This window comes from Bradyrhizobium sp. CCBAU 51627 (genome assembly GCF_028128765.1).
Lineage (GTDB): Bacteria > Pseudomonadota > Alphaproteobacteria > Rhizobiales > Xanthobacteraceae > Bradyrhizobium.
On the sequence record NZ_LBJG01000071.1, the window covers coordinates 1 to 21,982 of the forward strand.

Annotated in this window: 18 protein-coding genes; 8 read left to right on the forward strand and 10 right to left on the reverse strand. The window is 63.2% G+C overall.

Annotation, left to right across the window (positions count from 1 at the left end):
* Nucleotides 1-160: 160 nt before the first annotated feature.
* From XH88_RS26220 to XH88_RS26235, 4 genes are all read right to left on the reverse strand, one after another.
* Nucleotides 161-1,450, reverse strand: a complete 1,290-nt coding sequence (locus tag XH88_RS26220; protein ID WP_271671133.1) for a TRAP transporter large permease — start codon at nucleotides 1,448-1,450, stop codon at nucleotides 161-163.
* A gap of 16 nt (nucleotides 1,451-1,466) precedes the next feature.
* Nucleotides 1,467-1,982: a TRAP transporter small permease gene (locus XH88_RS26225; protein ID WP_271671134.1), complete on the reverse strand. Its 516-nt coding sequence runs from the start codon at nucleotides 1,980-1,982 to the stop codon at nucleotides 1,467-1,469.
* 85 nt (nucleotides 1,983-2,067) lie between these two features.
* Nucleotides 2,068-3,060, reverse strand: coding sequence for a TRAP transporter substrate-binding protein (gene dctP / locus XH88_RS26230; protein WP_271671135.1), 993 nt, complete (start codon nucleotides 3,058-3,060; stop codon nucleotides 2,068-2,070).
* Nucleotides 3,061-3,116: 56 nt separating this feature from the next.
* Nucleotides 3,117-3,812, reverse strand: a complete 696-nt coding sequence (locus XH88_RS26235; RefSeq protein ID WP_333909267.1) for a GntR family transcriptional regulator — start codon at nucleotides 3,810-3,812, stop codon at nucleotides 3,117-3,119.
* Nucleotides 3,813-4,170: 358 nt separating this feature from the next.
* On the opposite strand from XH88_RS26235, the gene XH88_RS26240 reads away from it, so the two are divergent.
* Complete coding sequence (locus XH88_RS26240; RefSeq protein ID WP_271671137.1) at nucleotides 4,171-4,977, forward strand: SDR family NAD(P)-dependent oxidoreductase; 807 nt, start codon at nucleotides 4,171-4,173, stop codon at nucleotides 4,975-4,977.
* Between the two features lie 8 nt (nucleotides 4,978-4,985).
* Here XH88_RS26240 and XH88_RS26245 read toward each other — a convergent pair whose 3' ends face one another.
* From XH88_RS26245 to XH88_RS26260, 4 genes are read right to left on the reverse strand one after another with little or no spacing between them, the layout of a single operon-like run.
* Nucleotides 4,986-5,684, reverse strand: coding sequence for a molybdate ABC transporter substrate-binding protein (locus tag XH88_RS26245; RefSeq protein WP_271671138.1), 699 nt, complete (start codon nucleotides 5,682-5,684; stop codon nucleotides 4,986-4,988).
* A complete protein-coding gene (locus tag XH88_RS26250) occupies nucleotides 5,681-7,810 on the reverse strand; it encodes a xanthine dehydrogenase family protein molybdopterin-binding subunit (protein WP_271671139.1) in 2,130 nt (709 codons plus the stop codon). The genes XH88_RS26245 and XH88_RS26250 overlap by 4 nt, the downstream gene beginning before the upstream one ends.
* Nucleotides 7,810-8,277 carry a (2Fe-2S)-binding protein gene (locus XH88_RS26255; protein WP_271671140.1) on the reverse strand — a complete coding sequence of 156 codons (468 nt, stop codon included), beginning with the start codon at nucleotides 8,275-8,277 and terminating at the stop codon, nucleotides 7,810-7,812. Before XH88_RS26255 ends, XH88_RS26250 begins: the two co-directional genes overlap by 1 nt.
* A gap of 13 nt (nucleotides 8,278-8,290) precedes the next feature.
* On the reverse strand, nucleotides 8,291-9,247 hold the full coding sequence (locus XH88_RS26260) for a tripartite tricarboxylate transporter substrate binding protein (RefSeq protein ID WP_271671149.1): 957 nt from the start codon (nucleotides 9,245-9,247) through the stop codon (nucleotides 8,291-8,293).
* 252 nt (nucleotides 9,248-9,499) lie between these two features.
* Between XH88_RS26260 and XH88_RS26265 the strand changes: the two genes are divergently transcribed.
* The 4 genes from XH88_RS26265 to XH88_RS26280 all read left to right on the forward strand — a co-directional run bounded on the left by XH88_RS26265 (nucleotide 9,500) and on the right by XH88_RS26280 (nucleotide 14,517).
* Nucleotides 9,500-11,590: a molybdopterin oxidoreductase family protein gene (locus tag XH88_RS26265; protein WP_271671141.1), complete on the forward strand. Its 2,091-nt coding sequence runs from the start codon at nucleotides 9,500-9,502 to the stop codon at nucleotides 11,588-11,590.
* A 125-nt stretch (nucleotides 11,591-11,715) separates the two neighbouring features.
* Nucleotides 11,716-12,498, forward strand: a complete 783-nt coding sequence (locus tag XH88_RS26270; RefSeq protein WP_271671142.1) for an enoyl-CoA hydratase/isomerase family protein — start codon at nucleotides 11,716-11,718, stop codon at nucleotides 12,496-12,498.
* 589 nt (nucleotides 12,499-13,087) lie between these two features.
* Nucleotides 13,088-13,987, forward strand: coding sequence for an NUDIX domain-containing protein (locus XH88_RS26275; RefSeq protein WP_271671143.1), 900 nt, complete (start codon nucleotides 13,088-13,090; stop codon nucleotides 13,985-13,987).
* A gap of 347 nt (nucleotides 13,988-14,334) precedes the next feature.
* Nucleotides 14,335-14,517, forward strand: coding sequence for a hypothetical protein (locus XH88_RS26280; protein ID WP_271671144.1), 183 nt, complete (start codon nucleotides 14,335-14,337; stop codon nucleotides 14,515-14,517).
* Nucleotides 14,518-15,007: 490 nt separating this feature from the next.
* On the opposite strand, the gene XH88_RS26285 is transcribed toward XH88_RS26280, so the two are convergent.
* Together XH88_RS26285 and XH88_RS26290 are read right to left on the reverse strand one after the other, a co-directional pair.
* Nucleotides 15,008-15,436 carry a GlcG/HbpS family heme-binding protein gene (locus XH88_RS26285; protein WP_027531975.1) on the reverse strand — a complete coding sequence of 143 codons (429 nt, stop codon included), beginning with the start codon at nucleotides 15,434-15,436 and terminating at the stop codon, nucleotides 15,008-15,010.
* A complete protein-coding gene (locus XH88_RS26290; RefSeq protein WP_271671145.1) occupies nucleotides 15,429-18,440 on the reverse strand; it encodes an FAD-binding and (Fe-S)-binding domain-containing protein in 3,012 nt (1,003 codons plus the stop codon). The genes XH88_RS26285 and XH88_RS26290 overlap by 8 nt, the downstream gene beginning before the upstream one ends.
* 201 nt (nucleotides 18,441-18,641) lie before the next feature.
* On the opposite strand from XH88_RS26290, the gene XH88_RS26295 reads away from it, so the two are divergent.
* The 3 genes from XH88_RS26295 (at nucleotide 18,642) to XH88_RS26305 (ending at nucleotide 21,778) form a co-directional block, all read left to right on the forward strand.
* Complete coding sequence (locus XH88_RS26295; RefSeq protein ID WP_271671146.1) at nucleotides 18,642-19,835, forward strand: pyridoxal-phosphate-dependent aminotransferase family protein; 1,194 nt, start codon at nucleotides 18,642-18,644, stop codon at nucleotides 19,833-19,835.
* A gap of 29 nt (nucleotides 19,836-19,864) precedes the next feature.
* The gene (locus XH88_RS26300; RefSeq protein ID WP_271671147.1) at nucleotides 19,865-20,659 is read left to right on the forward strand and encodes an enoyl-CoA hydratase/isomerase family protein; all 795 of its coding nucleotides are present in this window, start codon (nucleotides 19,865-19,867) and stop codon (nucleotides 20,657-20,659) included.
* Between the two features lie 138 nt (nucleotides 20,660-20,797).
* On the forward strand, nucleotides 20,798-21,778 hold the full coding sequence (locus tag XH88_RS26305) for a Bug family tripartite tricarboxylate transporter substrate binding protein (protein ID WP_442868474.1): 981 nt from the start codon (nucleotides 20,798-20,800) through the stop codon (nucleotides 21,776-21,778).
* Nucleotides 21,779-21,982 lie beyond the last annotated feature (204 nt).

The following is a 21,982-nucleotide window of genomic DNA, read 5'->3' on the forward strand; positions in this document are numbered from 1 at the left end:
TCGGCCATGCACTCGACGCCTTCACCTCCGAGGAATGCGCCAACTACCTCAAAAATTCAGGCTATCGGACCTAATGCCATCACGCTTTAGTCGTCGATGATGGTGCCCGCGCCCGTTCAGGTCGCCGATGCGCGCTCGGTCTTTACCGCGAAGAGCTGCTTCAGTGCAGGATGTGACGCGGCAGCCAGAGCGAGATCTCCGGCAGGAAAGTAACGAGCATCAGCACGAACAGCATGACGCCGTAAAACGGCCAGATCTTGCGCATGACCTCTTCGAGCGAGACCTTGCCCACCGCGCAGCCGACGAACAGGATCGCACCAACCGGCGGATGGCACAGACCGATGCCAAGGTTGAGCAGCATGATCATGCCGAAATGCACCGGATCGACGCCGAAATTCTGCATCACCGGCAGGAGGATTGGCGTGGCGATCAGGATCGAAGGCGCCATGTCGAGCAGCGTCCCGAGCAGCAGCAATAGGACGTTAAGCAGTAGCAGGATGACGTATTTGTTGCTCGAGATCGAGAGGAAGAACGCCGTCATCTTCGCCGGCATCTGCGTCAGCGCCATGATGTAACCGACGGCGGAAGCGCAGGCGATCAGCGTCATCACCATCGCGACCGTTCGCAAGGTCCGGTGCAGCAGCACCGGCAGATCGCGCCATTTATAGTCCCGGTAGATGAACATAGTGACGAAGAACGCCCAGATGCAGGCGACCGCGCCGGCTTCGATCGCGGTGAAGATGCCGCCCAGAATGCCGCCGAGGATGATGACGAGCGTGATCAGGCCCCAGGCCGCATCGATCGTGATCTTGATCGCATCCTTGGCCGGCACGGTGCGGCCTTGCGGATGCCCTTCGCGATAGGCGATCACCAGGCACAGGATGATCAGCGAGAATCCGATCAACAGTCCCGGGAAAACGCCGGCCATGAACAACGCGCTGATCGAGATGGTGCCGCCGGTCGCGAGCGAATACAGCACGGCGTTGTGGCTCGGCGGCACCAGGAGCGCCTGCACCGACGAGGAGATCGTGAGGTTGGTGGCGAACACGCGGGGATAGCCGTTCTGCTCCATTTGGGGGATCATGACCGAGCCGATCGCTGAGGTGTCGGCCACTGCCGAGCCGGAGATGCCGCTGAGAAACGTCGTCGCGAGCACGTTGACGATCGAGAGTCCGCCGCGCAGCCGGGTCAAGCCGACCAGCACGTCGGCAAAGGCGACGAGCCGCCGCGCCATGCCGCCTTCGGCCATGATGGCGCCGGCGAGCACGAAGAAGGGGATCGTCAGCATCGCAACCTTGCTGACGCCGTCCGATATCTTCAGCATCAAGGCTTCCAGGGGGATGCCGACCGATAGCGCGCCGGCGATCGCCGCCATCGCCAGCGAATAGGCGATCGGCATGCCAATCAGGAAGCACACGATCATCGTGCCGAGGAGGATAAAGATGTCCATTGCGATAACTCCCGGCTCACTCGAAGGGGGCGGTTTCGGAATGCTTGCCGATCGGGTCGGGCGGCACGCCGAGGAAGATTCGCTCGATCACAAAGAGCAGGAGGCAGACTCCACCGATCGGGATTGGCAGATAGGTGACGCCTACCGACAGTGAGGGGAAGTCGGGGATGGTATTGTACCAAGTGACTTCAACCAGGCGCTCGCCCCAGATCACCATGAACAGCGCGATCAGCGCCATCAGCAGCTGCACCAGGATGTCGGTTGCCCGTTGCAGGGGCGGAGGCAGTTTCCTGGCGAAATAAGCTACGTTCATATGCAGGTTCAGCCGGTATCCAGCGGCGGCGCCAATGAAGGTCAACACGATCGTCAGCAACACCGCCGTCGGCTCCGGCCAGGAAGCCGCACTGTTGAGCACATAGCGCGTGAACACCGCCCACGGGATCACTGCGGAGATCGCGACCAGCGCGGTGCAGCCGACGATCACGCACGACAGGTAGATAAAGTCCATCGCTCGGCGAAACAGTGCGGCCATCCGCGTTTCCTGCTCTGTCAGTTGTTTAGATTGGCGAGGCCAAAGCGCGGTGAGTCATCATCGCGCTTTGGCTCTTGTTTGAGTCTCAGAGCGCCTGGATGCGCTTGATCATGGCCTGGTATTTCGGGCCATACTTGTCCCAAACCGGCTTGACCGCATCCTGGAATGGCTTCTTGTCGGCGATCTCCACGATCTCGCAGCCGGCCGCCTTGGCCTTCTCCATCGCCGTCGTTTCGTATTTCTTCCAGAGCTCGCGTTCCTCGAGCTGAGCTTCGCGCGCGAACTTCTTGACCAGCGCCTGGTCGTCGGCCGACAGCGCGGTCCACGACCGCTTGGAGAAGCAAAGGATCTCGGGAATGATCAGGTGCTCCGTCAGCGAGTAGTATTTCGCCGCGGTGTAGTGGTTGCTGAACACGTAGCTCGGCGGGTTGTTCTCGGCGCCGTCGATCACACCGGTCTGGAGCGAGGAGAACACCTGATCATAGCCCATAGCGATGCCGTTGCCGCCGAGCGCATTGACCATGTCAATGAAGATCGGGTTGCCGATCACGCGAAGCTTCAGGCCATGAACGTCGGCGATCGACTTGATCGGATGCTTGGTGTTGTAGAAGCTGCGCGCACCGGAATCCATCCAGCACAGACCAACCAGGTTGGCATTCGGGCTTGCAGTGATCTTCTCGAGCAGCTCTTGGCCGACCTCGCCATCCATCATCTTCCAGGATTGTGCCACGTTCTTGAACAGGAACGGCATGTTGACGACGTTGATTTCGTCGACGATCGGGCCGACCGCGCCGGCGCTGACGCGCAGCATCTGGATCGCGCCGATCTGGGTTTGCTCGATCGTCTCTTTTTCGGCGCCGAGCTGGGCGGAAGGATAGGTCTGGATCGAGAGACGCCCCTGCGTCGCCTCGGCGAGCTTCTTGCCCATGCTCTCGACGGCGGCGACCGTCGGGTAGCCGACCGGCTGCACGTCGGCAGCCTTGAATACGGCCTTGGTCTGGGCGCGGCCCGACGAGATCGGAGCAAGCGTGGCAGCTCCCAGTCCGGCGCTCAATTTGATGAAATCACGGCGTAGCATGGTGGTCCTCCCTCATTAGTTCTTTCGGTGTGTGTCGTTATTGACCGGAGATCCGGTCATTCCGTGCTGGCGAAAAACTCCGGATTGGTATGTTGCGTCTCCGAGATGTCGCGGAGCAAACGATCGAGATGCTGCTCCATCGCAATCCCCGCGCGTTGCGGATCGTGCGCCTCGATCGCCGCGAGGATCGGCTCATGCTCGGCGATCACCTGCGTCATGCGCCCGGTGACCGGCAGCGTCAGTTGACGATAGCGATCGACATGCACCTTTACCTGCAGGATCAGCCTCCAGATTCCGGGATGTCTGGCGACATCGGCGATGGTGGCGTGGAACAGCTCGTCCGCTTGATGAAAGGCAACACGGTCGCCGGCCTCATCCGCCTCGCGCTGGCGTTCCACGATCGATCGCAATTGCAGGATCTGGCTCGCGGTCGCGCGTTCGGCCGCAAGCCGCGCCGTAGTCTCTTCCAGCGCCTTGCGGATGATGATGGCCTCGGGCAGGGCGGCGAGTGGGATGCGGGAAACGAAAATGCCCGATTGCGGGAAAACGTCGAGCAGGCCCTCATCCGACAGTTTGAGGACCGCCTCGCGTACCGGCGTTCGGCTGACGCCATAGCTTAGCGCGATCTCTGCCTCGGAGATCACCTCACCGGGCCGGCGTCGCATCGAGACCAGCTCGCTGCGCAGCTCGCTATAGATGCGCGACGAGGCCGTCGCTCGTTGCGGTGGCTTGGCACGGCGAGTGCCGGTCATGGCTGAAGCGGAAGAGGCTTCAGTGTCCTTCGTCGATCGGGCGGACATGCGTGCTCTACAAATTGATATATTAGTATACGAGGCGAGCTACGGGAAGATCAACTAGGAGATTAGGAGGAGGACAGCTCCTGCACTGCGGTGTCTCGCGCTCAAGCGTCCCTCCCTGAATCTATTTCCCCGTTGGCCTTCCTAAGGGCGCGCGGAGCAAGGAGTCCAAGTTGAAACGAGCATCAATCGATGCTGATTTTGGATTGATGGGTCGGCTGGCGGGTGTGCGAATGTTGTGCCCGAACCTCTCGTGTCCCGACCGGTTGGCTCGCAATGCGCGACGTGGCTGCAACATAAGAAGGATGTGACCGTGACTGACTATCGCAAGCTCTTCGATCTCACCGGCAAGACTGCCGTGGTGCTCGGTGCCGCGTCGGGCATAGGCAAATCGTCGGCCGAAGCGCTGGCCGGGCTCGGTGCTCGCGTCGTCTGCGCCGATCGCGCGCTTGATGCGGCCGAGACGACGGCCGCGGGCATCCGCGATAGGGGCGGCTGGGCGGAAGCGGTCGCCTGCGATGCCGCGAGCGCTGCCGACGTCAATGCGCTCGCCAAAATCGTGATGCAGAAGTTTCCGCGACTCGATATTGCCGTGACGACGCCCGGGCTCAACATCCGCAAGACCATTCTCGACTACACTGAGGAGGATCTCGACCGCGTCCTGAGCCTCAATGTCAAAGGCACGGTCTGGTTCTTCCAGGCGTTTGGGCGCATCATGGTCGAGCAGAAGCGCGGCAGCATCATCGCCTGTTCCTCGGTGCGCGCGGTGACCATCGAGCCGGGCCTGGGCATCTACGGTTCGACCAAGGCGGCGATCGGTCTCCTGGTGAAGGGCTTTGCCTCCGAGGTCGGTCATGCCGGCGTACGCGTCAACGCGATTGCGCCGAGCATCGTGGAGACCGCGCTGACCAGCCCGTTCAAGCAGCGGCCCGACATCTACAATCTCTACGCCGGTCACACCGTGTTCAACCGCTGGAGCAATGCCGACGAGGTCGCCACCGCGGTGGCTTATCTCGCCTCGGATGCCGCAAGCTATGTCAGCGGCAGCACGTTGTTTGTGGACGGCGGCTGGACCGGGGTCGACGGTCCGCCGACCGGCCTGACCCAACTGCACAAGTAAGTTCGCATCTAGCTGGCAAAGCCCGTGCGCTGGCGTAGCTCTCTGTGGGCTGCGCCGGTCAGCAATGCGATCAGCGCGGCGGCTTCCCTCGGATGCGCCGACTGCGTGGCGATTCCGGCCGTGTACATCGTCACCAGTTCGCATGGGGGCGGCAGTGGCCCCGACAGGACGATGCCGTCGGTCGCGATGATTTCGGTCGCCTGTGTGCATCCGATCGGCCGTGTCGCGGTGGACGCCGCCAGCTCACGCATCGCCGTTGCGCCATTCGGAAATATCTTGAGGCGCGAGGCGACCTCATAGGCGATCCCGAGCCGATCCAGCACTTTCGCGACGTGCTGGCCTGCGGTCGAGGCCTTGGTATCAGGCACGTAGACGGCGTCCGCGGACCGTAGCACGTCGCGGAGATCAGCTTCGGTCTTCACGATTACCCTCGGATCACGGCTGCGGACGGCGAGGGCGGTTTCCACCCGCCCGACATCCACGATCGAGGAGGGGACGACCAGCTTTTCCGCGGCGAGCTTTGCAAGGAGGGCCTGTGTCAGGATCACGACATCGGCCGGCGTGTCCGCGCGCAGCTTGTCGGCCATTACGCCGACCGCGCCGAATTCGCCGTCGATGCCGTATCCGGTCTGCGTCTTGAAGGCATCGATAAGGCCGCGCACCAGACCATGCGCCGCGCCACCGCCTAAAATGTTTACTGTCGTCACGATGCAAGCTCCATGGCTGCGATGATCTTGTCCCGCGTGATCGGCAGGTCGCGTACGTACACGCCGAGGCAATCATGGACTGCATTCGCGATGGCCGCGGTGACCGGTCCGTGCGCGGCTTCGCCGGCGCCGACCGGCTCGATCTCCGGCCGCTGCATGATCTCGACTTCCACCGCCGGCACCTCGCTGAAGGTCAGGATCGGATAGTCGGTCCAGGAGGTCGAAGTGATGTGGCTCCGGTCGAAGCGGACCCGCTCCTTCAGCACCCAGCTCGTCGCCTGGATCGCGCCGCCCTCGATCTGATTGATAACGCCGTCCGGATTGATGGCCTCGCCGACGTCGATAGCAAGCGTCAGACGCCTGACGCGGATGTCATCAGTGCCTTCGACCTCGGCGATCGCGGCGCAATAGGCGCCCGTGTTCTTGTAGCGGGCAAAGCCGACGCCGTGTCCGATGCCGGATTGCCTCGCGGGCATCCAGCCGGCGCGTTGCGCGGCGGCGCGGATAACATGCTTCGCTCGCGCGTCGCGGAGATGCCTCAAGCGGAATGCAATCGGGTCTTCCTCGCGCGACGCGGCGATCTCGTCGAGCAAGGATTCAATGGCGAATACGTTGCCCTGCGCGCCGAGAGTCCGCACCGCCGAGGTGCGGACCGGCATGGTCAGCAAGCGGTGGCTGGTGATTGTCCAGGCCGGGAAGTCGTAGAGCGGGACCGAGTTGCGGTCACCGCCGCCGCCATTGGCCGCTGGCGGATTCGTCGAGATCATGCGCGGATAGGGATTGGCGATCTCGCTTGCCGCCAGCAGCGCAGGTTGGGTCGCGCGCCCTGGCCGCGCGGCGTGGCCGTTGCTCCAGATCGCGTGACGCCAGCCGACGATCTCATTGTCGGCATCGAGATCGGCCTCAATTTCGATCGCCATCGCCGCACCAAACGGTGCGTGGCACATTTCGTCGTAGCGCGACCACTGCACTCGCACTGGGCGGCCGTCGGCGGCCTTCGCCAGCAGCACGGCGTCGAGTGCGACGTCATCGGCCGCATTGTGCCCGTAGCAGCCCGCGCCTTCCATGTGCTCGACAACGATATTTTCGGCCGGCAGCTTGAGCACGATCGCAAGGTCGGCACGGAGCAGATAGACGCCCTGGCTGTGGGTCCAGACATGTACACGGTTGCCATCCCATTGCGCCATCGCACAGGACGGCGCGATCGAGCCATGCGCGATATAGGGCCGGGTATATTGCCTGCGGAGCGTGCGGGTGGCTTTTGTCGTTGCCGCTGCTTTGGTGTCGATGACGGTCGTCTCGGCTGGCTGGCTTCTCAGGAAGCCAGCCAGATCGTTTTCATCCGGGAGTGGCTCGCCAGCCGCCCAAGTCGTGCCCTTGCGCAAGGCTTTGAGTGCAGCTTCGGCCGTGCCCTCGCTGTCGGCGACCACGCCGGCAAAGCCGCCATCGCGGACGACCGAGATGAGCCCGGAAACGGCGCGCGCGGCTGCTTCGTCGAGCGTGAGCAACTTCGCGCCGGAGATTTCCGGCCGCAGCACCCGTCCGTGCACCAGGCCCGGTAGGGTATGATCGTGGATGAAGCGCGGCCGCGCGAACACCTTGTCGGGAATGTCGACGCGTTGCACCGCGTGTCCAGCGAGGCTACGCGCAGCAGCAGGCTTCGGAACAGCGCCCGCGGTTGCATCGCGGTCGAGGGAGACTTCGTCGGCGAGCTCCCAATAGCTGGTTCTGACATTCCCGGGGCCCGAGATCATGCCGTCCTCGACACCGAGCAACGCGGCATCGACGCCGAGACGTTCCGATGCTACTGCGAGGAAGCGCTGGCGCACCTCGGCGCACACTTGGCGTAGTGCGCGGCCGGATTGCTGGATCGACAGGCTGCCGGAGGTGACGCCTTCGTTCGGGCTCGCGGCTGTCGAGGCGCGGATCATCTCGATGCGGCCGATCTCGACGTCGAGCTCGTCCGCCGCGATCTGCGCCAGTGCCGTGACGATACCCTGGCCGATCTCGACCTTGCCGGGCGAGATCGCCACGCGGCCCGCGCCGGTGAACCTCACCCAGGACGACAGGCATGGATTGGCTACCAGGCTGGGCGGCAGTTTCGGGATAGGGGACACCGCACTCATCACCTTGCCATCTCCGCGGCCGCCCGCAGCACCGCGCGGACCATGCGGTTATGCGATCCGCAACGGCACAGATTGCGATCGAGCGCCGCCCTGACCTCCGCCTCCGTCGGCGATGGATTGCGCTTGAGCAATGCCGCCGCGCTGATCAGGATTCCCGACAGGCAATAGCCGCACTGCATCGCCTGTTCGGAGATGAAGGCGCGTTGCAGCGGATGTGGCTGTTCGGCGGTGCCGATGCCCTCGAGCGTGACGACGTCCTTGTCCACCACCGACCATATCGGCAGGTCGCACGAGGCCATTGCGCGGCCGTCGACCATCACGTGACAGGCCCCGCATTCGCCAGCGCCACAGCCGAAATGTGGACTGGTGATTCCGAGCCGGCCGCGCAGCACATCGAGCAGCGTCCGATCCGGATCGGTATCGACAGCAGTCGGCGTGCCGTTGAGCTGGAACTGAATGGTGCGCATAAGCGGAACGGCCTCAGGACTTATTGAACTTCTTGACGACATCGGCCCATTTCGCGATGTCGCCGCGCAGGAATTTGTCGAATTCCTCTGATGTCATCGACATGGGCACGGCACCCTGCTCGGTCCAGAGCTTGACGATGTCAGGCCGCTTCACCATCGCGTTCACGGCTGAATTGAGCTTGTCGATGACAGGCTTTGGCGTGCCTGTTGGGGCCATCAAGCCGAGCCAGATCGTCGCCTCATAGCCTGCGACACCAGCCTCGCCGGCGGTCGGCACGTTCGGCAGCACGGTCGAGCGCTGCTTGCCGGTGGTCGCGAGCGCGCGGACCTGATTCTCTCCGATGTTCGGCGCCATGGCCGGCACCGCGTCGATCATCATCTGCACCTGACCGCCGATCACGCCGCTGCGCGCTTCGCCGCTGTTGCGGTAGGGGACATGGACCACGTCGATGCCAGCCATCGCTTTGAACAGCTCGCCGGCCATGTGGTATGGCGTGCCTTGGCCCGAGGAGGCGTAGTTCAATTTCCCCGGCTGCGCCTTGGCGAGCGCGATGAACTCGGCAAGCGTCTTCGCCTGGACTTGCGGGTTCACCACGATGACGAGATCGGAATAGTTCACCGGGGCGATCGGTGCGAGGTCGCGCATCAAATCGTATTTGCGCTGCTCCAGCGTCAGCAGCGATTCATTCGCGGTCTGTGTGTTGGACATCATCAGGAGCGTGTAACCGTCGGCCGGCGATTTCGCCGCCTCGACCGTGCCGATGACGCCGCCCGCGCCGGTGCGGTTTTCGACCACGAAGGGCTGGCCAAACCGCTCCTGGAGCGCTTGGCCGATCAGCCGGGCCGCGACGTCGGCTGGTCCGCCGGCGCCGAACGGCACGACGATGCGGACCGCATGCGCAGGATATTCTTGCGCCAGGGACGAGCTTGCGGGGAATGCGGTGAGCAGGCCGGCGGCCAGCGCCAGCATCAATCGTCGGGCCGTCACACCCACCTCCCTGAGCTCGCTTTTGTTTCATGGCACTGTAGCGGCAGCGGGCGCGGGCTGTCGACGCCCTACAAAATCGATTTTGGCAGGAATATCGGGCCGTTTTCGGTGTGACGGCGGGGCAATTCGCGGTCGCGGGAGGAACTGGCGGCGCGTGGGGTGTGAGCATTTTGCATGGGCATTGCCGGATAAATGCCCTCGGCTCACAGGTATATTGGTGTTACGAGATCGGCCATGAATCAGCGCGCCAAAATCGAGATCCGCCACTCCACCTGTCCGCATGATTGCCCGTCGGCCTGCGCACTTGACGTCGAGGTGGTCGAAGGCCGCAGCATCGGCCGCGTGCGCGGCTCGAAGAAGCAGACCTATACGGCTGGCGTGGTTTGCGCCAAGGTTGCTCGCTACGCCGAGCGTATCCATCACCCTGAGCGGGTGATCTATCCGCTGCGCCGGATGGGGCCGAAGGGCTCCGGGCAATTTGCGCGGATCAGCTGGGACGAGGCGCTGGATGAGATCGCCGATCGCTTCAACCAGGCCGAGCGCGAATTCGGCGCGGAGTCGATCTGGCCGTATTATTACGCCGGCACGATGGGCGTGGTGATGCGCGATGGCCTCAACCGGCTCACCCATGTGAAGAAATATTCGCGCTTCTATCAGACCATCTGCGCCAATGTCGGGCGGATCGGCTTCGCGATCGGCACCGGCAAGATCGCCGGCGTGGATCCGCGCGAAATGGCGCTGTCCGATCTCGTGGTGATCTGGGGCACCAACCCTGTCAACACGCAGGTCAACGTGATGACACACGCAGCGCGGGCCCGCAAGGAGCGCGGCGCGAGAATCGCAGCCGTCGACATCTACGACAACGAGACCATGAAGCAGGCTGATATCAAGATCCTGCTGCGGCCCGGCACCGACGGCGCGTTTGCCTGCGGCGTGATGCACGTGCTGTTCCGCGACGGTTATGCCGACCGCGCTTACATGGACAAGTACACCGACTGCCCCGACGAACTCGAGGCGCATCTGCGGACCCGCACGCCCGAATGGGCGTCCGCGATCTGCGGCGTGCCGGTGGCCGAGATCGAGGCCTTTGCCAAGGCGGTCGGCGAGACCAAGCGGACGTTCTTTCGTCTCGGCTACGGCTTCACGCGTTCGCGCAATGGTGCGATGCAGATGCATGCGGCGAACTGCATTCCCGCGGTGACCGGCGCTTGGCAATACGAAGGCGGCGGCGCTTTCTTCAACAATTACGCGCTGTGGCATTTCAACGAATCCGTCATCGAAGGTCATGATGCGCTCGACAAGACGGTCCGCGCGCTCGACCAGTCGCAGGTGGGCCGCATCCTCACCGGCGATGCCGAAGCCCTGCTGGGCAAGGGCCCGGTCAAGGCGATGCTGATCCAGAACACGAACCCGATGACGGTGGCGCCGGAGCAGGCGCTGGTCCGCCAGGGTTTTGCGCGCGAGGATCTGTTCGTCGCGGTGCACGAGCAGTTCATGACCGAGACGGCGCTGATGGCCGACATCGTCTTGCCCGCGACGATGTTCATGGAGCATGACGATCTCTATTACGGTGGAGGCCACCAGCACATCTCGGTCGGCCCCAAGCTGATCGACCCGCCCGGCGAATGCCGCTCCAACCACGAGGTGCTGCAGGCGCTGGCGCCGCGGCTTGGTGCAAAGCATCCGGGCTTCGAGATGACGCCGCGCGAATTGATCGACACGACCTTGAGGCTCAGCGATCACGGCGACATCGCCGGCCTCGAAGCCGACATCTGGCGCGATCTGCAGCCGGACTTCCGAACCTCGCATTATCTCGATGGATTCGCTCACCCCGACAAGAAATTCCACTTCAGGGCGGACTGGGCACATCCGCCGTTCGGCCAGACCATGGGCGATTTCGACAAGATGCCTGGTCTGCCGGACCATTGGGCCGTGATCGAGCACACCGACCAGGTCCATCCGTTCCGGCTCGCGACCAGCCCGTCGCGCAGCTTCCTCAACACCACGTTCAACGAGACCCCGTCTTCGCAGGCGCGCGAGGGCGGAGCGAGCGTGATGATCCATCCGCTCGATGCGGCTGCGCTCGACATTGCCGACGGCGACGCGGTGACGCTCGGAAATACCAGGGGCGAGACCACGCTGGTTGCCGCGCTGTTCGACGGCGTGCGGCGTGGCGTGCTGATCGCGGAGTCCGTGCATCCGAACAAGAATCATATCGGCGGCCGCGGCATCAACATGCTGACCGGCGCCGACACCATCGCTCCAATCGGCGGGGCGGCGTTCCACGATAACAGGGTCTGGATCAGGAAAGCGGCCGTGGCTTGAGCCACGCTTGATGCTCCGCAATTTTGCGTCGAGGCGCTAATGCGGCGCTTCCTGACAGATTGCCCTTGCACCCCGCGCCCGAGCTGCCGCAAATGGCTGCAAATCGGAAGCAAGGATTGAGCCAAATGACCGACACCACAGCCGTCATCACCGAGAAGCGCGGGCAGGCGTTCTGGATCACCATCAACCGGCCGGACAAGCGCAACGCGCTGAATGGCGAGGTGATCGCCGGCATCACACACGGCTACCGCGATGCGCATGACGACGGGGACGTTCGCGTCATCGTGCTGACCGGCGCCGGCGACAAGGCATTCTGCGCCGGTGCAGATTTGCAGAACTCCGGCGCAGCTTTCGCAATGGATCATTCCAGGCCGAATGTCGATTATGCCGATCTGCTGCGCTTGTCGCAGAACGCGACCAAGCCCTCGATCGCACGCGTCGGCGGGGTCTGCATGGCCGGTGGCATGGGCCTCTTGTGCATGACCGACATGGCGGTTGCGGCGGATCACGTCATCTTCGGGCTGCCGGAAGTGAAGGTCGGTGTGTTTCCGATGCAGGTGCTGAGTCTGTTGCAGGAGATCGCACCACGACGCCTCGTCAACGAATGGGCACTCACAGGCGAGCCGTTCGACGCCAAGGCCGCGCAGGCAGCGGGCCTGCTCAACTACGTTGTGCCGGCGGCCGAGCTCGACGTCAAGATCGACTGGCTTATCGGTCGCATCGTCGACAAATCTCCGACCGCGATCCGCCGCGGCAAATACGCCATGCGCGCCATCGCCTCGATGTCTTTCGACGAGAGCATCGCCTACACCGAAAGCCAGATCGCATTGCTGGCGATGACAGAGGACGCCAAGGAGGGTTTGAGGGCATTCGGCGAGAAGCGCAAGCCGCTCTGGACGGGGAGGTGAGGGTGGCGCCCGACGGTGTCTCCTTTGCGCGCCAATTGGAAGCGCGAATGTGGTCGCGGCCGGGGACAAGACACTTAGGGCACTGCATGGCCCAGCCACAGTGTTCGCGCTGCGGATCGTTCTTTGTGACGACTTCGGATAAGCGTGGGCGGGGTTGCATCAAAGCTCAGCCTTGTCGCGTGCCGCAAATTATCGTCCGTGTACGCGCGCGGGTCACAACGCGGACCTCGGGGCCGTGTGCCACGCTTCAATTGGACGGGCCGATCTGACGACGCGCCGATAGTGAAGGCCGATTTGAAATAGCGATCAAGGCGCGCTCGAGGTGACGTGAAACACCGCCGGACGCAACCTGCGACGGCTGGTGACATGCACCTAACGAGTAAGGCGGCGGCCGGAAAAATCAATCAGTGTTGCTTCGTGATCAAGCTCTCGTGGATCCGTGACGAGTACAGCGGTACGCAGGAGCATTGGGACCTCGTCAGCTCGCTAGCTGGCAGGTTTTCTTTCGCCGGAGCATCGCTATAATCGTGTGTCACAGCACAAGCGGTAGCCTATCTAGATCGGCAACCTGATAGGAGACCAGCCTCCTTTGAAGCAGGAAATTCGAGATTTTGCCGCGGCGATCCTCGTGGACTCGGCAGGAAGATTGTTGCTTCAGCTTCGGGACAATGGGCCGGGAATAGTGCATCCTGGTAAAATCGCGCTGTTTGGCGGACGTCGAGAGCCGGCTGAAAGTCCCCTTGAATGCATCATGAGGGAAGTTGCAGAGGAGATCGGTTACGCGGGATCTGCGGACGATTTTGAGTTTTTCGTGAGTTTGCATGGCGCTGACCCCGAGAATATTGCTAATCATGTCCGAGGTGAAGTTTTTGTTGCCCGCAACGTTCCCAGCGCGAACCTCGTTGTTACCGAAGGCAAGCTCATCGTCGTTCATCCATTGGAGCTGGCTAAGTTTCGCTCAGAGATGACGGCGATGACCCGGATTGCCCTGAAGGCATTCTTGCGAGGTTCGCCTTCGATTTCGACAAGCAACAGCGAGAAGGAGATGCCGCCAAATGCAATTCTCTTTTTATGCACCGGCAATTATTACCGCAGTCGGTATGCGGAGGAACTATTCAACCATCTTGCGAAGACCAAAGGTCTTTCATGGTATGCGTTTTCGCGAGGGGCTGCCGAGCGAGGCTCTCCCGACAATGTAGGCCCGATGTCAGTAGTTGCGCTCGATCGGCTACGACAGAAGGGTATCCGGCCAGAAGGTGCAGCACGAAATCCTCTGCCTTGCTCCTTGGCGGATTTCGATGTCGCCAAGATAGTAATTGCCGTCAAAGAGGCCGAGCACCGCCCACTGGTCGAAAGCCGGTTTCCCACTGTAGCGTCTAGAGTGAAGTATTGGGATGTGGATGACGTCGAGTTCGCTCACCCTTCTATCGCGCTCGCTAAGCTCGATGAGCTCGTGCGCGAGCTGATCGAGAATTTGCAGGTACGATAATTTCTACGATGACTGGGAGGCTGGCATGAGGAAGGTTGTCAGGCTAGCATACGTTCTGAATTGCATGGCTGCGCTGGCTGGCCAGTGGCGGTTATGGTCGTCGGCAGTCTGACGAGGGCTACTACGGTGGCGGCGGACATGTGCGTGAGGCGCGCCCGGACCTCTGCGGCAACTGGGATCGCGAATGCGCTCGCTACTACGGCCACGGAACGCCAGGGTGGCACGATTGCATGCATCAGCCCCAGGCTTTGGCCGACTGCGGGCGGTGCCAGCCGGGTGGGTCCCGCCATACGGGCTCGCATGGTTGCAGTTGACCGACGCGACCGATCTGTGTTGAAGGCTACACCATGAGAAAGATCGTTTTTGCTGTTGTCGTTCTCACTATTTCCTGGTCGAACATTTGGCTGGCCTGGGGAGAAGCGTACTTTGTCTGCTTCCTGGCGGTCGTTGTCGGGTACGCGGTCGATGCGGCATATGTCATTGCCTACCAGCGGCACGCCGCCTGGGTGAAGCGGATGGTGTCGGGCTGATTGCTAGCGGCGTGCGACCAGCTGCGCGCAGATGGAGCGTCCGCTCGATCTTCGTGCCAGGCTCACGCGCCCTCTCGCCGAGCAACCGCACATTGGTCCGCACTTGTGTGGCTGTCAGGTGGCGAATACGCGCAATCGGTTTTTCCCTTCTGAGTTTGAGAACAATATTCTTTAGAACGCCAATGCAGCGCACGATTGTGTGAAGGCGAAAGTGAGCGCAAAGCATGTCAAATCAAATGCTGCAGCGCGACCAGACGGCTCACCCCGTCAGTGCAATTGCGCGTTGCATCGGCGGCATGTGTTGCAGCTAAAACCGATGGGCTAAGACCGCCGGGCACGCTGGTCCAGAGAGCTCACGAGCGCCCTATGCGGTGACGCTGAAGTGAGGTATCGATCGTTGGTGGGCGCGTGAACAGGCGATCGCTGTCAAGGACTCACGCTTGGCAGCGGTACGATCTCCAATATCCTGCTGGGCGTGGCATGGAAAAGGCTAGCCTGCGTTGGCTTTCAGCCCGGCCGCCTGGATGCCGGCCACCGCGCAGGCCTCGTCATTGTCCGAGGTGTCGCCGGAGACGCCGACGGCGCCGAGGAGTGTCGTGCCGTCCATGATCAGCACGCCGCCGGGGACCGGTACCAGCGCGCCCTTCGCAATCGTGTTCACGGCGTCGATGAAATAGGCCTGCTCCTGCGCTCGCTGATACAGCGCGCGCGAGCCCATACCCATCGCGAGCGCGCCATAGGCCTTACCATGGGCGATCTCGGCGCGCATCAGGCTGGTGCCGTCCTGAGCTGCGGCGATCTTGAGCACGCCGCGCGCGTCCAGGATGGTGACGACCAGCGGCTTCAGCTTCAGCTCGGTGGATTTGGCAAAGGCCGCGTCGAGGATTTTTCGGGCGGTGTCGAGTGTGAGATCAGCCATGGCTGGGTTCCTTTGCGATTGGGTTGGTTGTGGATTGGGTGTTGGCGCTATCGAGGCTCATCGCCAGCACGCGGGCGACGTGAAGCGCCTCGCGCTGGGCGCCGTCGTGGATCTGGTGCCGGCAGGAGGTGCCGTCGGCGACGACCAGCGCATTCCGGTCGGCGCGCCGCACCGCCGGCAGCAGTGACAGCTCGGCCATCTCGATCGAGGCATCGTAGGAGTCTGCGGCATAGCCGAACGCGCCGGCCATGCCGCAGCAGCTGGACTCGATGGTCTCGACTTTCAGCCCGGGGACGAGCCGCAGCACCTGCTCGACCGGTTTGAAAGCACCGAAGGATTTTTGGTGGCAATGGCCGTGCACGATCGCCCTGTCGGCGACGCTGCCGAGCGGAAGTTGCAGCCGGCCGGCCTCGGCCTCGCGAACGAGAAATTCCTCGAAAGTGTGGGCATGCGCACCGACGGCCTTGGCGTCGTTGTCCTTGCGCAGCGAAGCGAGCTCGTCGCGCAACGTCAGCAGGCAGCTTGGCTCGAGGCCGACGATGGGTACGCCGCGCGCGGCAAACGGCGCCAATGCCGGCACCAGACGGTCGAGCTCGGCCCGGGCTTCATCGACGAGTCCGGCCGACAGGAAGGTGCGGCCGCAGCAGAGCGGGCGGCTGCCGCTCGGAGGCTTTGGCATGTGCACGCGATAGCCGCCGGCCGTCAGCACGCGCAGGGCGGCGTCGAGGTTTTCTCGTTCATAGATGCGATTAAAGGTGTCGGCGAACAGCACGACCTCGCGGCCGGCCGCCGGACCGACAACCTCTGCCGGCGGCACAAAGACGTCGTTGCGAAAGGCGGGTAGCGCCCGACGCGCGCTGATGCCAGCGAAGCACTCGAACAGCTTTCGCAGCAGAGGGCTGTGGTTGCGCAGATTTGCGATTGGTGCGAAGCGCGAGGCGAGGCCGGCGTAACGCGGGAGATAGCCGACCAACCGATCGCGTAAGGTCAGGCCATGGGTGGCGGCACGCGCGGCCAGCACCTCGATCTTCATCTTGGCCATGTCGACGCCGGTCGGGCACTCGTGGCGGCAGGCCTTGCAGGAGACGCAGAGTTTGAGCGTCTCCATCATCTCGTCGGACGACAGCGCATCAGGACCGAGCTGGCCTGATATCGCGAGCCGCAGCGTGTTGGCGCGCCCTCGCGTGACGTCCTTCTCGTTGCGCGTGGCGCGGTAGGACGGGCACATCACGCCGCCCTCGAGCTTGCGGCAGGCGCCGTTGTTGTTGCACATCTCGACCGCGCCCTGGAAACCGCCGCCGGCACCGGGATAGGTCGACCAGTCGAACTTGGTCTTCAGCTCGCCAACGCGATAGTCCGGCGTGAAGCGGAACAGAGAGCGGTCGTCCATCCTGGGCGCGTCGACGATCTTGCCGGGATTGAGCAAGCCTTCGGGATCGAAGCGGTGCTTGACCTCGCGGAAGTCGGCGACGAGGCGCTCGCCAAACATGACCTCGTGGAATTCCGAGCGCACCAGGCCGTCGCCATGCTCGCCGGAATGCGAGCCCTTGTATTCGCGCACCAGCGCGAAGGCTTCCTCGGCGATGGCGCGCATCGCCTTGACGTCCTTCTCCAGCTTCAGGTTCAGCACGGGGCGCACATGCAAGCAGCCCTCCGAGGCGTGCGCATACATCGTGCCGCTGGTGCCGTGCTTTGCGAACACCTCGTTCAGCCGGGCGGTGTAGTCGGCGAGATGCGGCAGCGGCACGGCGCAGTCCTCGACGAAGGAGACCGGCTTGCCCTCCTGCTTCATCGACATCATGACGTTGAGGCCGGCGGCCCGGAAATCGGCGATACCGCTCTGCAGCGCCGGTTCGGTGATCTCGACCACGCCGCCCCATTTGCGCGTGTCGTTGGTCCAGCCGAAGCCGAGATCGCCCATCAGCTCGGTGAGTTGCTTGAGGAGCTTCAGATTATAGGCCTGGTCTTCTTCGGCGAACTCGACCACCAGCACGGCGTCAGGATCGCCCTTGATCGCGGCGGAGATGATCGGGCGGAACATCGCGATGTCGCGGCCGAGCGCGATCATGGTGCGGTCGACCAACTCGACGGCGATCGGCTTCAGCTTAACCAGGTGCTGGGCGGCATCCATCGCCTCGTAGAAGCTGCCGAAATGGCAGACGCCGAGCGCTTTGTTGCGGATCACAGGCCAGAGCTTCAGCTCGACCTTGGTGGTGAAGGCGAGGGTGCCTTCCGAGCCAACCAGGAGATGCGCCATGTTGTTGCGTGCATTGCGCGGGGTGAGCGCATCGAGATTGTAGCCGCCGACGCGGCGCTGAACCTTCGGGAAGCGCGCCGCGATCTCGTCGGCCTCGCGAGCGCCGAGATCGAGCATGTCGCGGAAGAGGGCACGCATGGTCTCGCCGGCGTCGCTGTCCGAGAGATCGCGCGAGACCTCGCCAAAACGGCTCAGCGTGCCGTCGGCGAGCGCTGCCTCCATCGACAGCGTGTTGTCGCGCATGGTGCCGTAGCGCAGCGAACGGCCGCCGCAGGAATTGTTGCCGGCCATGCCGCCGATGGTGGCGCGCGAAGCGGTGGAGACATCGACCGGGAACCAGAGGCCGTGCTTCCTCAGCTGGCGGTTGAGGTCGTCGAGCACGATGCCGGGCTCGACCACGCAGGTGCGGCCCGCGACGTCTAGCGACAGGATCTTGTTGAGGTGTTTCGAGAGATCGACCATGAGGCCGTCATTGACGGTCTGGCCGCATTGCGAGGTGCCGCCGCCGCGAGGGGTGACCTTAACCCCCTCATCGCGGGCGATTGCCAGGGTGAGGAGCGCCTCGTCCATGGTCCTGGGGACGACCACGCCTGAAGGCATGATCTGGTAGAACGAGGCGTCCGTTGCGTAACGGCCGCGGCTGAAGCGGTCGAACAGGATGTCGCCGGTGATTTCGCGGGCCAGGCGCGCCGCAAGACCGTGTTTTGGGACCGATTCCCGTGATTTTCCGGCCACTTCCGCCGCCATGATCCGCTCTCGCCTGTTTTCCAGCCCCTCTTGCCTACGGTCGCCGCCCTTGGCAAGGCGAGCCCTGCTTCTTGCGCATTGACGGCCTCCCGCGGGCGAGGGACAAGCCCGGCGAATAGTGATATGCGAGCGGCTCGCCGGACCCGCGGGTCGGGCCGCCAGACGACTTCAAGATAGACGTCAAGACCGGGAAGGACGCCCATGACCGTGCATACTGGAAGGCATTTCCTACAGATTCCAGGACCGACCAACGTGCCCGACCGGGTGCTCCGGGCGATGGACATGCCGACGCTGGACCATCGCGGTCCGGAGTTCGCCGAACTTGGTTTCGCGGTCCTTGCCTCGATGCAGCGGGTGTTCCGCACCAAGCAGCCCGTGATCATCTTCCCCTCGTCCGGCACCGGCGCCTGGGAAGCGGCGATGGTCAATGTGTTCGCCCCCGGCGACAAGGTCCTGATGTGCGAGACCGGGCAGTTCGCCGTGCTGTGGCGCGGCATCGCCGACAAGTTCAAGCTCGACGTCGACTTCATCCCGAGCGACTGGCGCCATGGCGCCGACCTCGCCGAGATCGAGAAGCGCCTGGTCGCCGACAAGCAGCACGCGATCAAGGCGGTCTGCGTCGTTCACAACGAGACCTCGACAGGTTGCGTCACGCCGCCCCTGGAGGTGCGCAAGATCCTCGACCGCGCAAAGCATCCGGCGCTGTTGATGGTCGACACCATCTCCGGCCTCGGCTCGATGGAGTACGAGCACGATGCCTGGGGCATCGACGTGTCGGTCGCGGGCTCACAGAAGGGCCTGATGCTGCCGCCCGGTCTCGGCTTCAACGCGGTCTCGGAGAAGGCGCTCGCCGCCGCCAAGGCCAATCCCGGCATGCGCTCCTATTGGGATTGGCAGGAAGTGATCAACTTCAACAAGCTCGGCACCTTCCCCTACACGCCCGCCACCAACCTACTCTACGGCCTCCGCGAAGCGGTGAAGATGCTGGAGGAGGAAGGCCTCGAAAACGTCTGGTCGCGTCACAAGCGCCACAGCGCGGCGACACGTGCGGCGGCGAAGGTGTGGGGTCTGGAGACGCAGTGCGCCGATCCCGCCGCGCATTCGCCGGCGCTGACAGGCGTGCGCGTGCCTGACGGCTTTGATGCCGACGCCTTCCGCAAGGTGGTGCTGGAGAACTTCGACATGTCGCTCGGCACCGGCCTCAACAAGGTCAAAGGCAAGGTGTTCCGCATCGGCCATATCGGCCATTTCAACGATCTGATGCTGATGGGCACGCTCGCCGGCGTCGAGATGGGCCTGGATCTTGCAAAGATTCCGCATCGGAGCGGCGGCGTGCTGGCGGCCATGGACGTCCTGAAGGGACGCGATGCGCTGCCGATGACGCAGGTGGCCTGAACTATCTAACTTGAAGAAGTGAGCGCGCGATGAACGCATCGACTGCTAACGAAGACCTTCTCTACTCCGTCACGGACGGCATCGCGCGGATCACCTTCAACCGCCCGCAGGCGCGCAACGCCATGACCTTCGCCATGTATGACCGCATGGCGGAGATCTGCCAGGAGATCAACGTCGACCGTTCGATCAAGGCGCTGATCCTCACCGGCGCCGGCGACAAGGCGTTTGCGTCGGGCACCGACATTTCCCAATTCCGCGCCTTCAAGTCCGCGCAAGACGCGCTCGACTACGAAGCGCGGATCGACCGCGTGCTCGGCACGCTCGAGCAGTGCCGCGTGCCCGTGATCGCGGCGATCGCGGGGGCTTGCACCGGCGGCGGCGCCGGCATCGCCGCCTGCTGCGACTTGCGCATCGGCACCGAGACGACGCGCATGGGTTTCCCGATCGCGCGCACGCTAGGAAATTGCCTGTCGATGTCGAATATCAGCCGCGTCGTCGCGCTGGTCGGTCCTGCCCGCACCAAGGATCTGATCTTCAGGGCGCGCCTGGTCGAGGCACAGGAAGCGCTCGCGCTTGGCCTGCTCACCGAGATCGTGCCCGATGTCGAGACGCTGCAGCGCCGCGCTGACGAAACTGCAAAGCTCGTCGCCAGCCACGCGCCGCTTACGCTGGAGGCGACCAAGGAGGCGGTGCGCCGCATCCGCCGGACGCTGTCGCGTGAAGAGGGCGAGGACCTGATCCTCAAGGCCTATATGAGCGAGGATTTTCGCGAGGGCATGGACGCCTTCCTCAATAAGCGCACGCCGAACTGGAAGGGCAGGTAGCGCGCGCTTCGTCAGCCGAAAGTCATATATGGTGGAATATTCGCCGGCTTGAACTCGCGATCTTTAGTCCGCACAATGCACCGATAGAATTCCCGGCATCACAAAGTCAATAATAACCAGGGGACGAAACTCGTGCGAATTCCATTGAAAGCCGTCGGAGCTGCGGCGGCCTTGCTGTTGAGCGTGCCCGCCTTTGCCGGTTGGGAGCCGACAAAACCCGTCGAGATCGTGGTGGCGGCGGGCGCGGGGGGCGCCTCCGACCAGATGGCGCGGATGATGCAGGCCGCGATTCAGAAGAACAATCTGATGAAGCAGCCGCTGGTGGTCTCGCTCAAGGGCGGTGCGTCCGGCGCGGAAGCGCTGATGTACATGAAATCCAGCGAGGGTGATCCCAACAAGGTGCTGATTGCCTATTCGTTGATCTACATGCTGCCCCTGTCGGCCAAGATCCCGTTCAACTGGCGCGAGCTGACCCCGGTCTCGGTGATCGCGCTTGACCAGTTCGTGCTGTGGGACAACAGCGCCGGCCCCAAGACGGTGAAGGAATTCGTCGCGGCCGCAAAGGCAGCAAGCTCGCCGTTCAAGATGGGTGGCACCGGCTCCAAGCGCGAGGACCACGTGCTGACCGTCTTCCTTGAGCAGAAGACCGGCGCGAAATTTTCCTATCTGCCCTACAAGTCCGGTGGCGAGGCCGCGACCCAGCTCGTCGGTAATCACACCGAATCCAATGTCAACAATCCGTCCGAGAACCTCGAGGTCTGGCGCGCCGGCCAGGTGCGTCCGCTCTGCGTGTTCGACAAGGAGCGCATCTCCTACACCAGCAAGGTGACGGACACGCAGTCCTGGGCCGACATCCCGACCTGCAAGGAGGACGGCGTCGACGTCCAGTATCTGATGCTGCGGGCGATGTTCCTGCCCGGCAAGGTCACGCCGGAGCAGCAAGCGTTTTATGTCGAGCTGTTCCACAAGGTGACACAGACCGTCGAGTACAAGGACTACATGGAAAAGCAGGCCTTGAAGCCGATCTTTCTCACCGGCAAGGACATGGTGCAATTCCTCGAGGAGGATGATGCGCTCAACAAGTCGCTGATGACACAAGCCGGATTCGTCGCGAAGTAGGTTCTTCCGCCTCTTCCCGCGCGCGGGGAGAGGTTGGAATTCGAGCGCAGCTTGAATTCCGGGTGAGGGGATTCTCCGCGAGTCTCGTTCTCACCGTCCCAGTGGAAGGTGCCCCTTGTATCTGCACGGGACCATTTTGTGCGATGGAAGCGACTTAGCGCCTTGGCCGGTGGCCACCGGCCAAGGCGCGTGGCGATGTCGCCC

Coding starts and splice junctions, on each gene's coding strand:
- XH88_RS26220 (WP_271671133.1), bottom strand. CDS start 1,450: ATGGACATCTTTATCCTCCTCGGCACGATGATCGTGTGCTTCCTGATT.
- XH88_RS26225 (WP_271671134.1), bottom strand. CDS start 1,982: ATGGCCGCACTGTTTCGCCGAGCGATGGACTTTATCTACCTGTCGTGC.
- dctP (WP_271671135.1), bottom strand. CDS start 3,060: ATGCTACGCCGTGATTTCATCAAATTGAGCGCCGGACTGGGAGCTGCC.
- XH88_RS26235 (WP_333909267.1), bottom strand. CDS start 3,812: ATGACCGGCACTCGCCGTGCCAAGCCACCGCAACGAGCGACGGCCTCG.
- XH88_RS26250 (WP_271671139.1), bottom strand. CDS start 7,810: ATGAGTGCGGTGTCCCCTATCCCGAAACTGCCGCCCAGCCTGGTAGCC.
- XH88_RS26255 (WP_271671140.1), bottom strand. CDS start 8,277: ATGCGCACCATTCAGTTCCAGCTCAACGGCACGCCGACTGCTGTCGAT.
- XH88_RS26260 (WP_271671149.1), bottom strand. CDS start 9,247: ATGCTGGCGCTGGCCGCCGGCCTGCTCACCGCATTCCCCGCAAGCTCG.
- XH88_RS26265 (WP_271671141.1), top strand. CDS start 9,500: ATGAATCAGCGCGCCAAAATCGAGATCCGCCACTCCACCTGTCCGCAT.
- XH88_RS26270 (WP_271671142.1), top strand. CDS start 11,716: ATGACCGACACCACAGCCGTCATCACCGAGAAGCGCGGGCAGGCGTTC.
- XH88_RS26280 (WP_271671144.1), top strand. CDS start 14,335: ATGAGAAAGATCGTTTTTGCTGTTGTCGTTCTCACTATTTCCTGGTCG.
- XH88_RS26285 (WP_027531975.1), bottom strand. CDS start 15,436: ATGGCTGATCTCACACTCGACACCGCCCGAAAAATCCTCGACGCGGCC.
- XH88_RS26290 (WP_271671145.1), bottom strand. CDS start 18,440: ATGGCGGCGGAAGTGGCCGGAAAATCACGGGAATCGGTCCCAAAACAC.
- XH88_RS26295 (WP_271671146.1), top strand. CDS start 18,642: ATGACCGTGCATACTGGAAGGCATTTCCTACAGATTCCAGGACCGACC.
- XH88_RS26300 (WP_271671147.1), top strand. CDS start 19,865: ATGAACGCATCGACTGCTAACGAAGACCTTCTCTACTCCGTCACGGAC.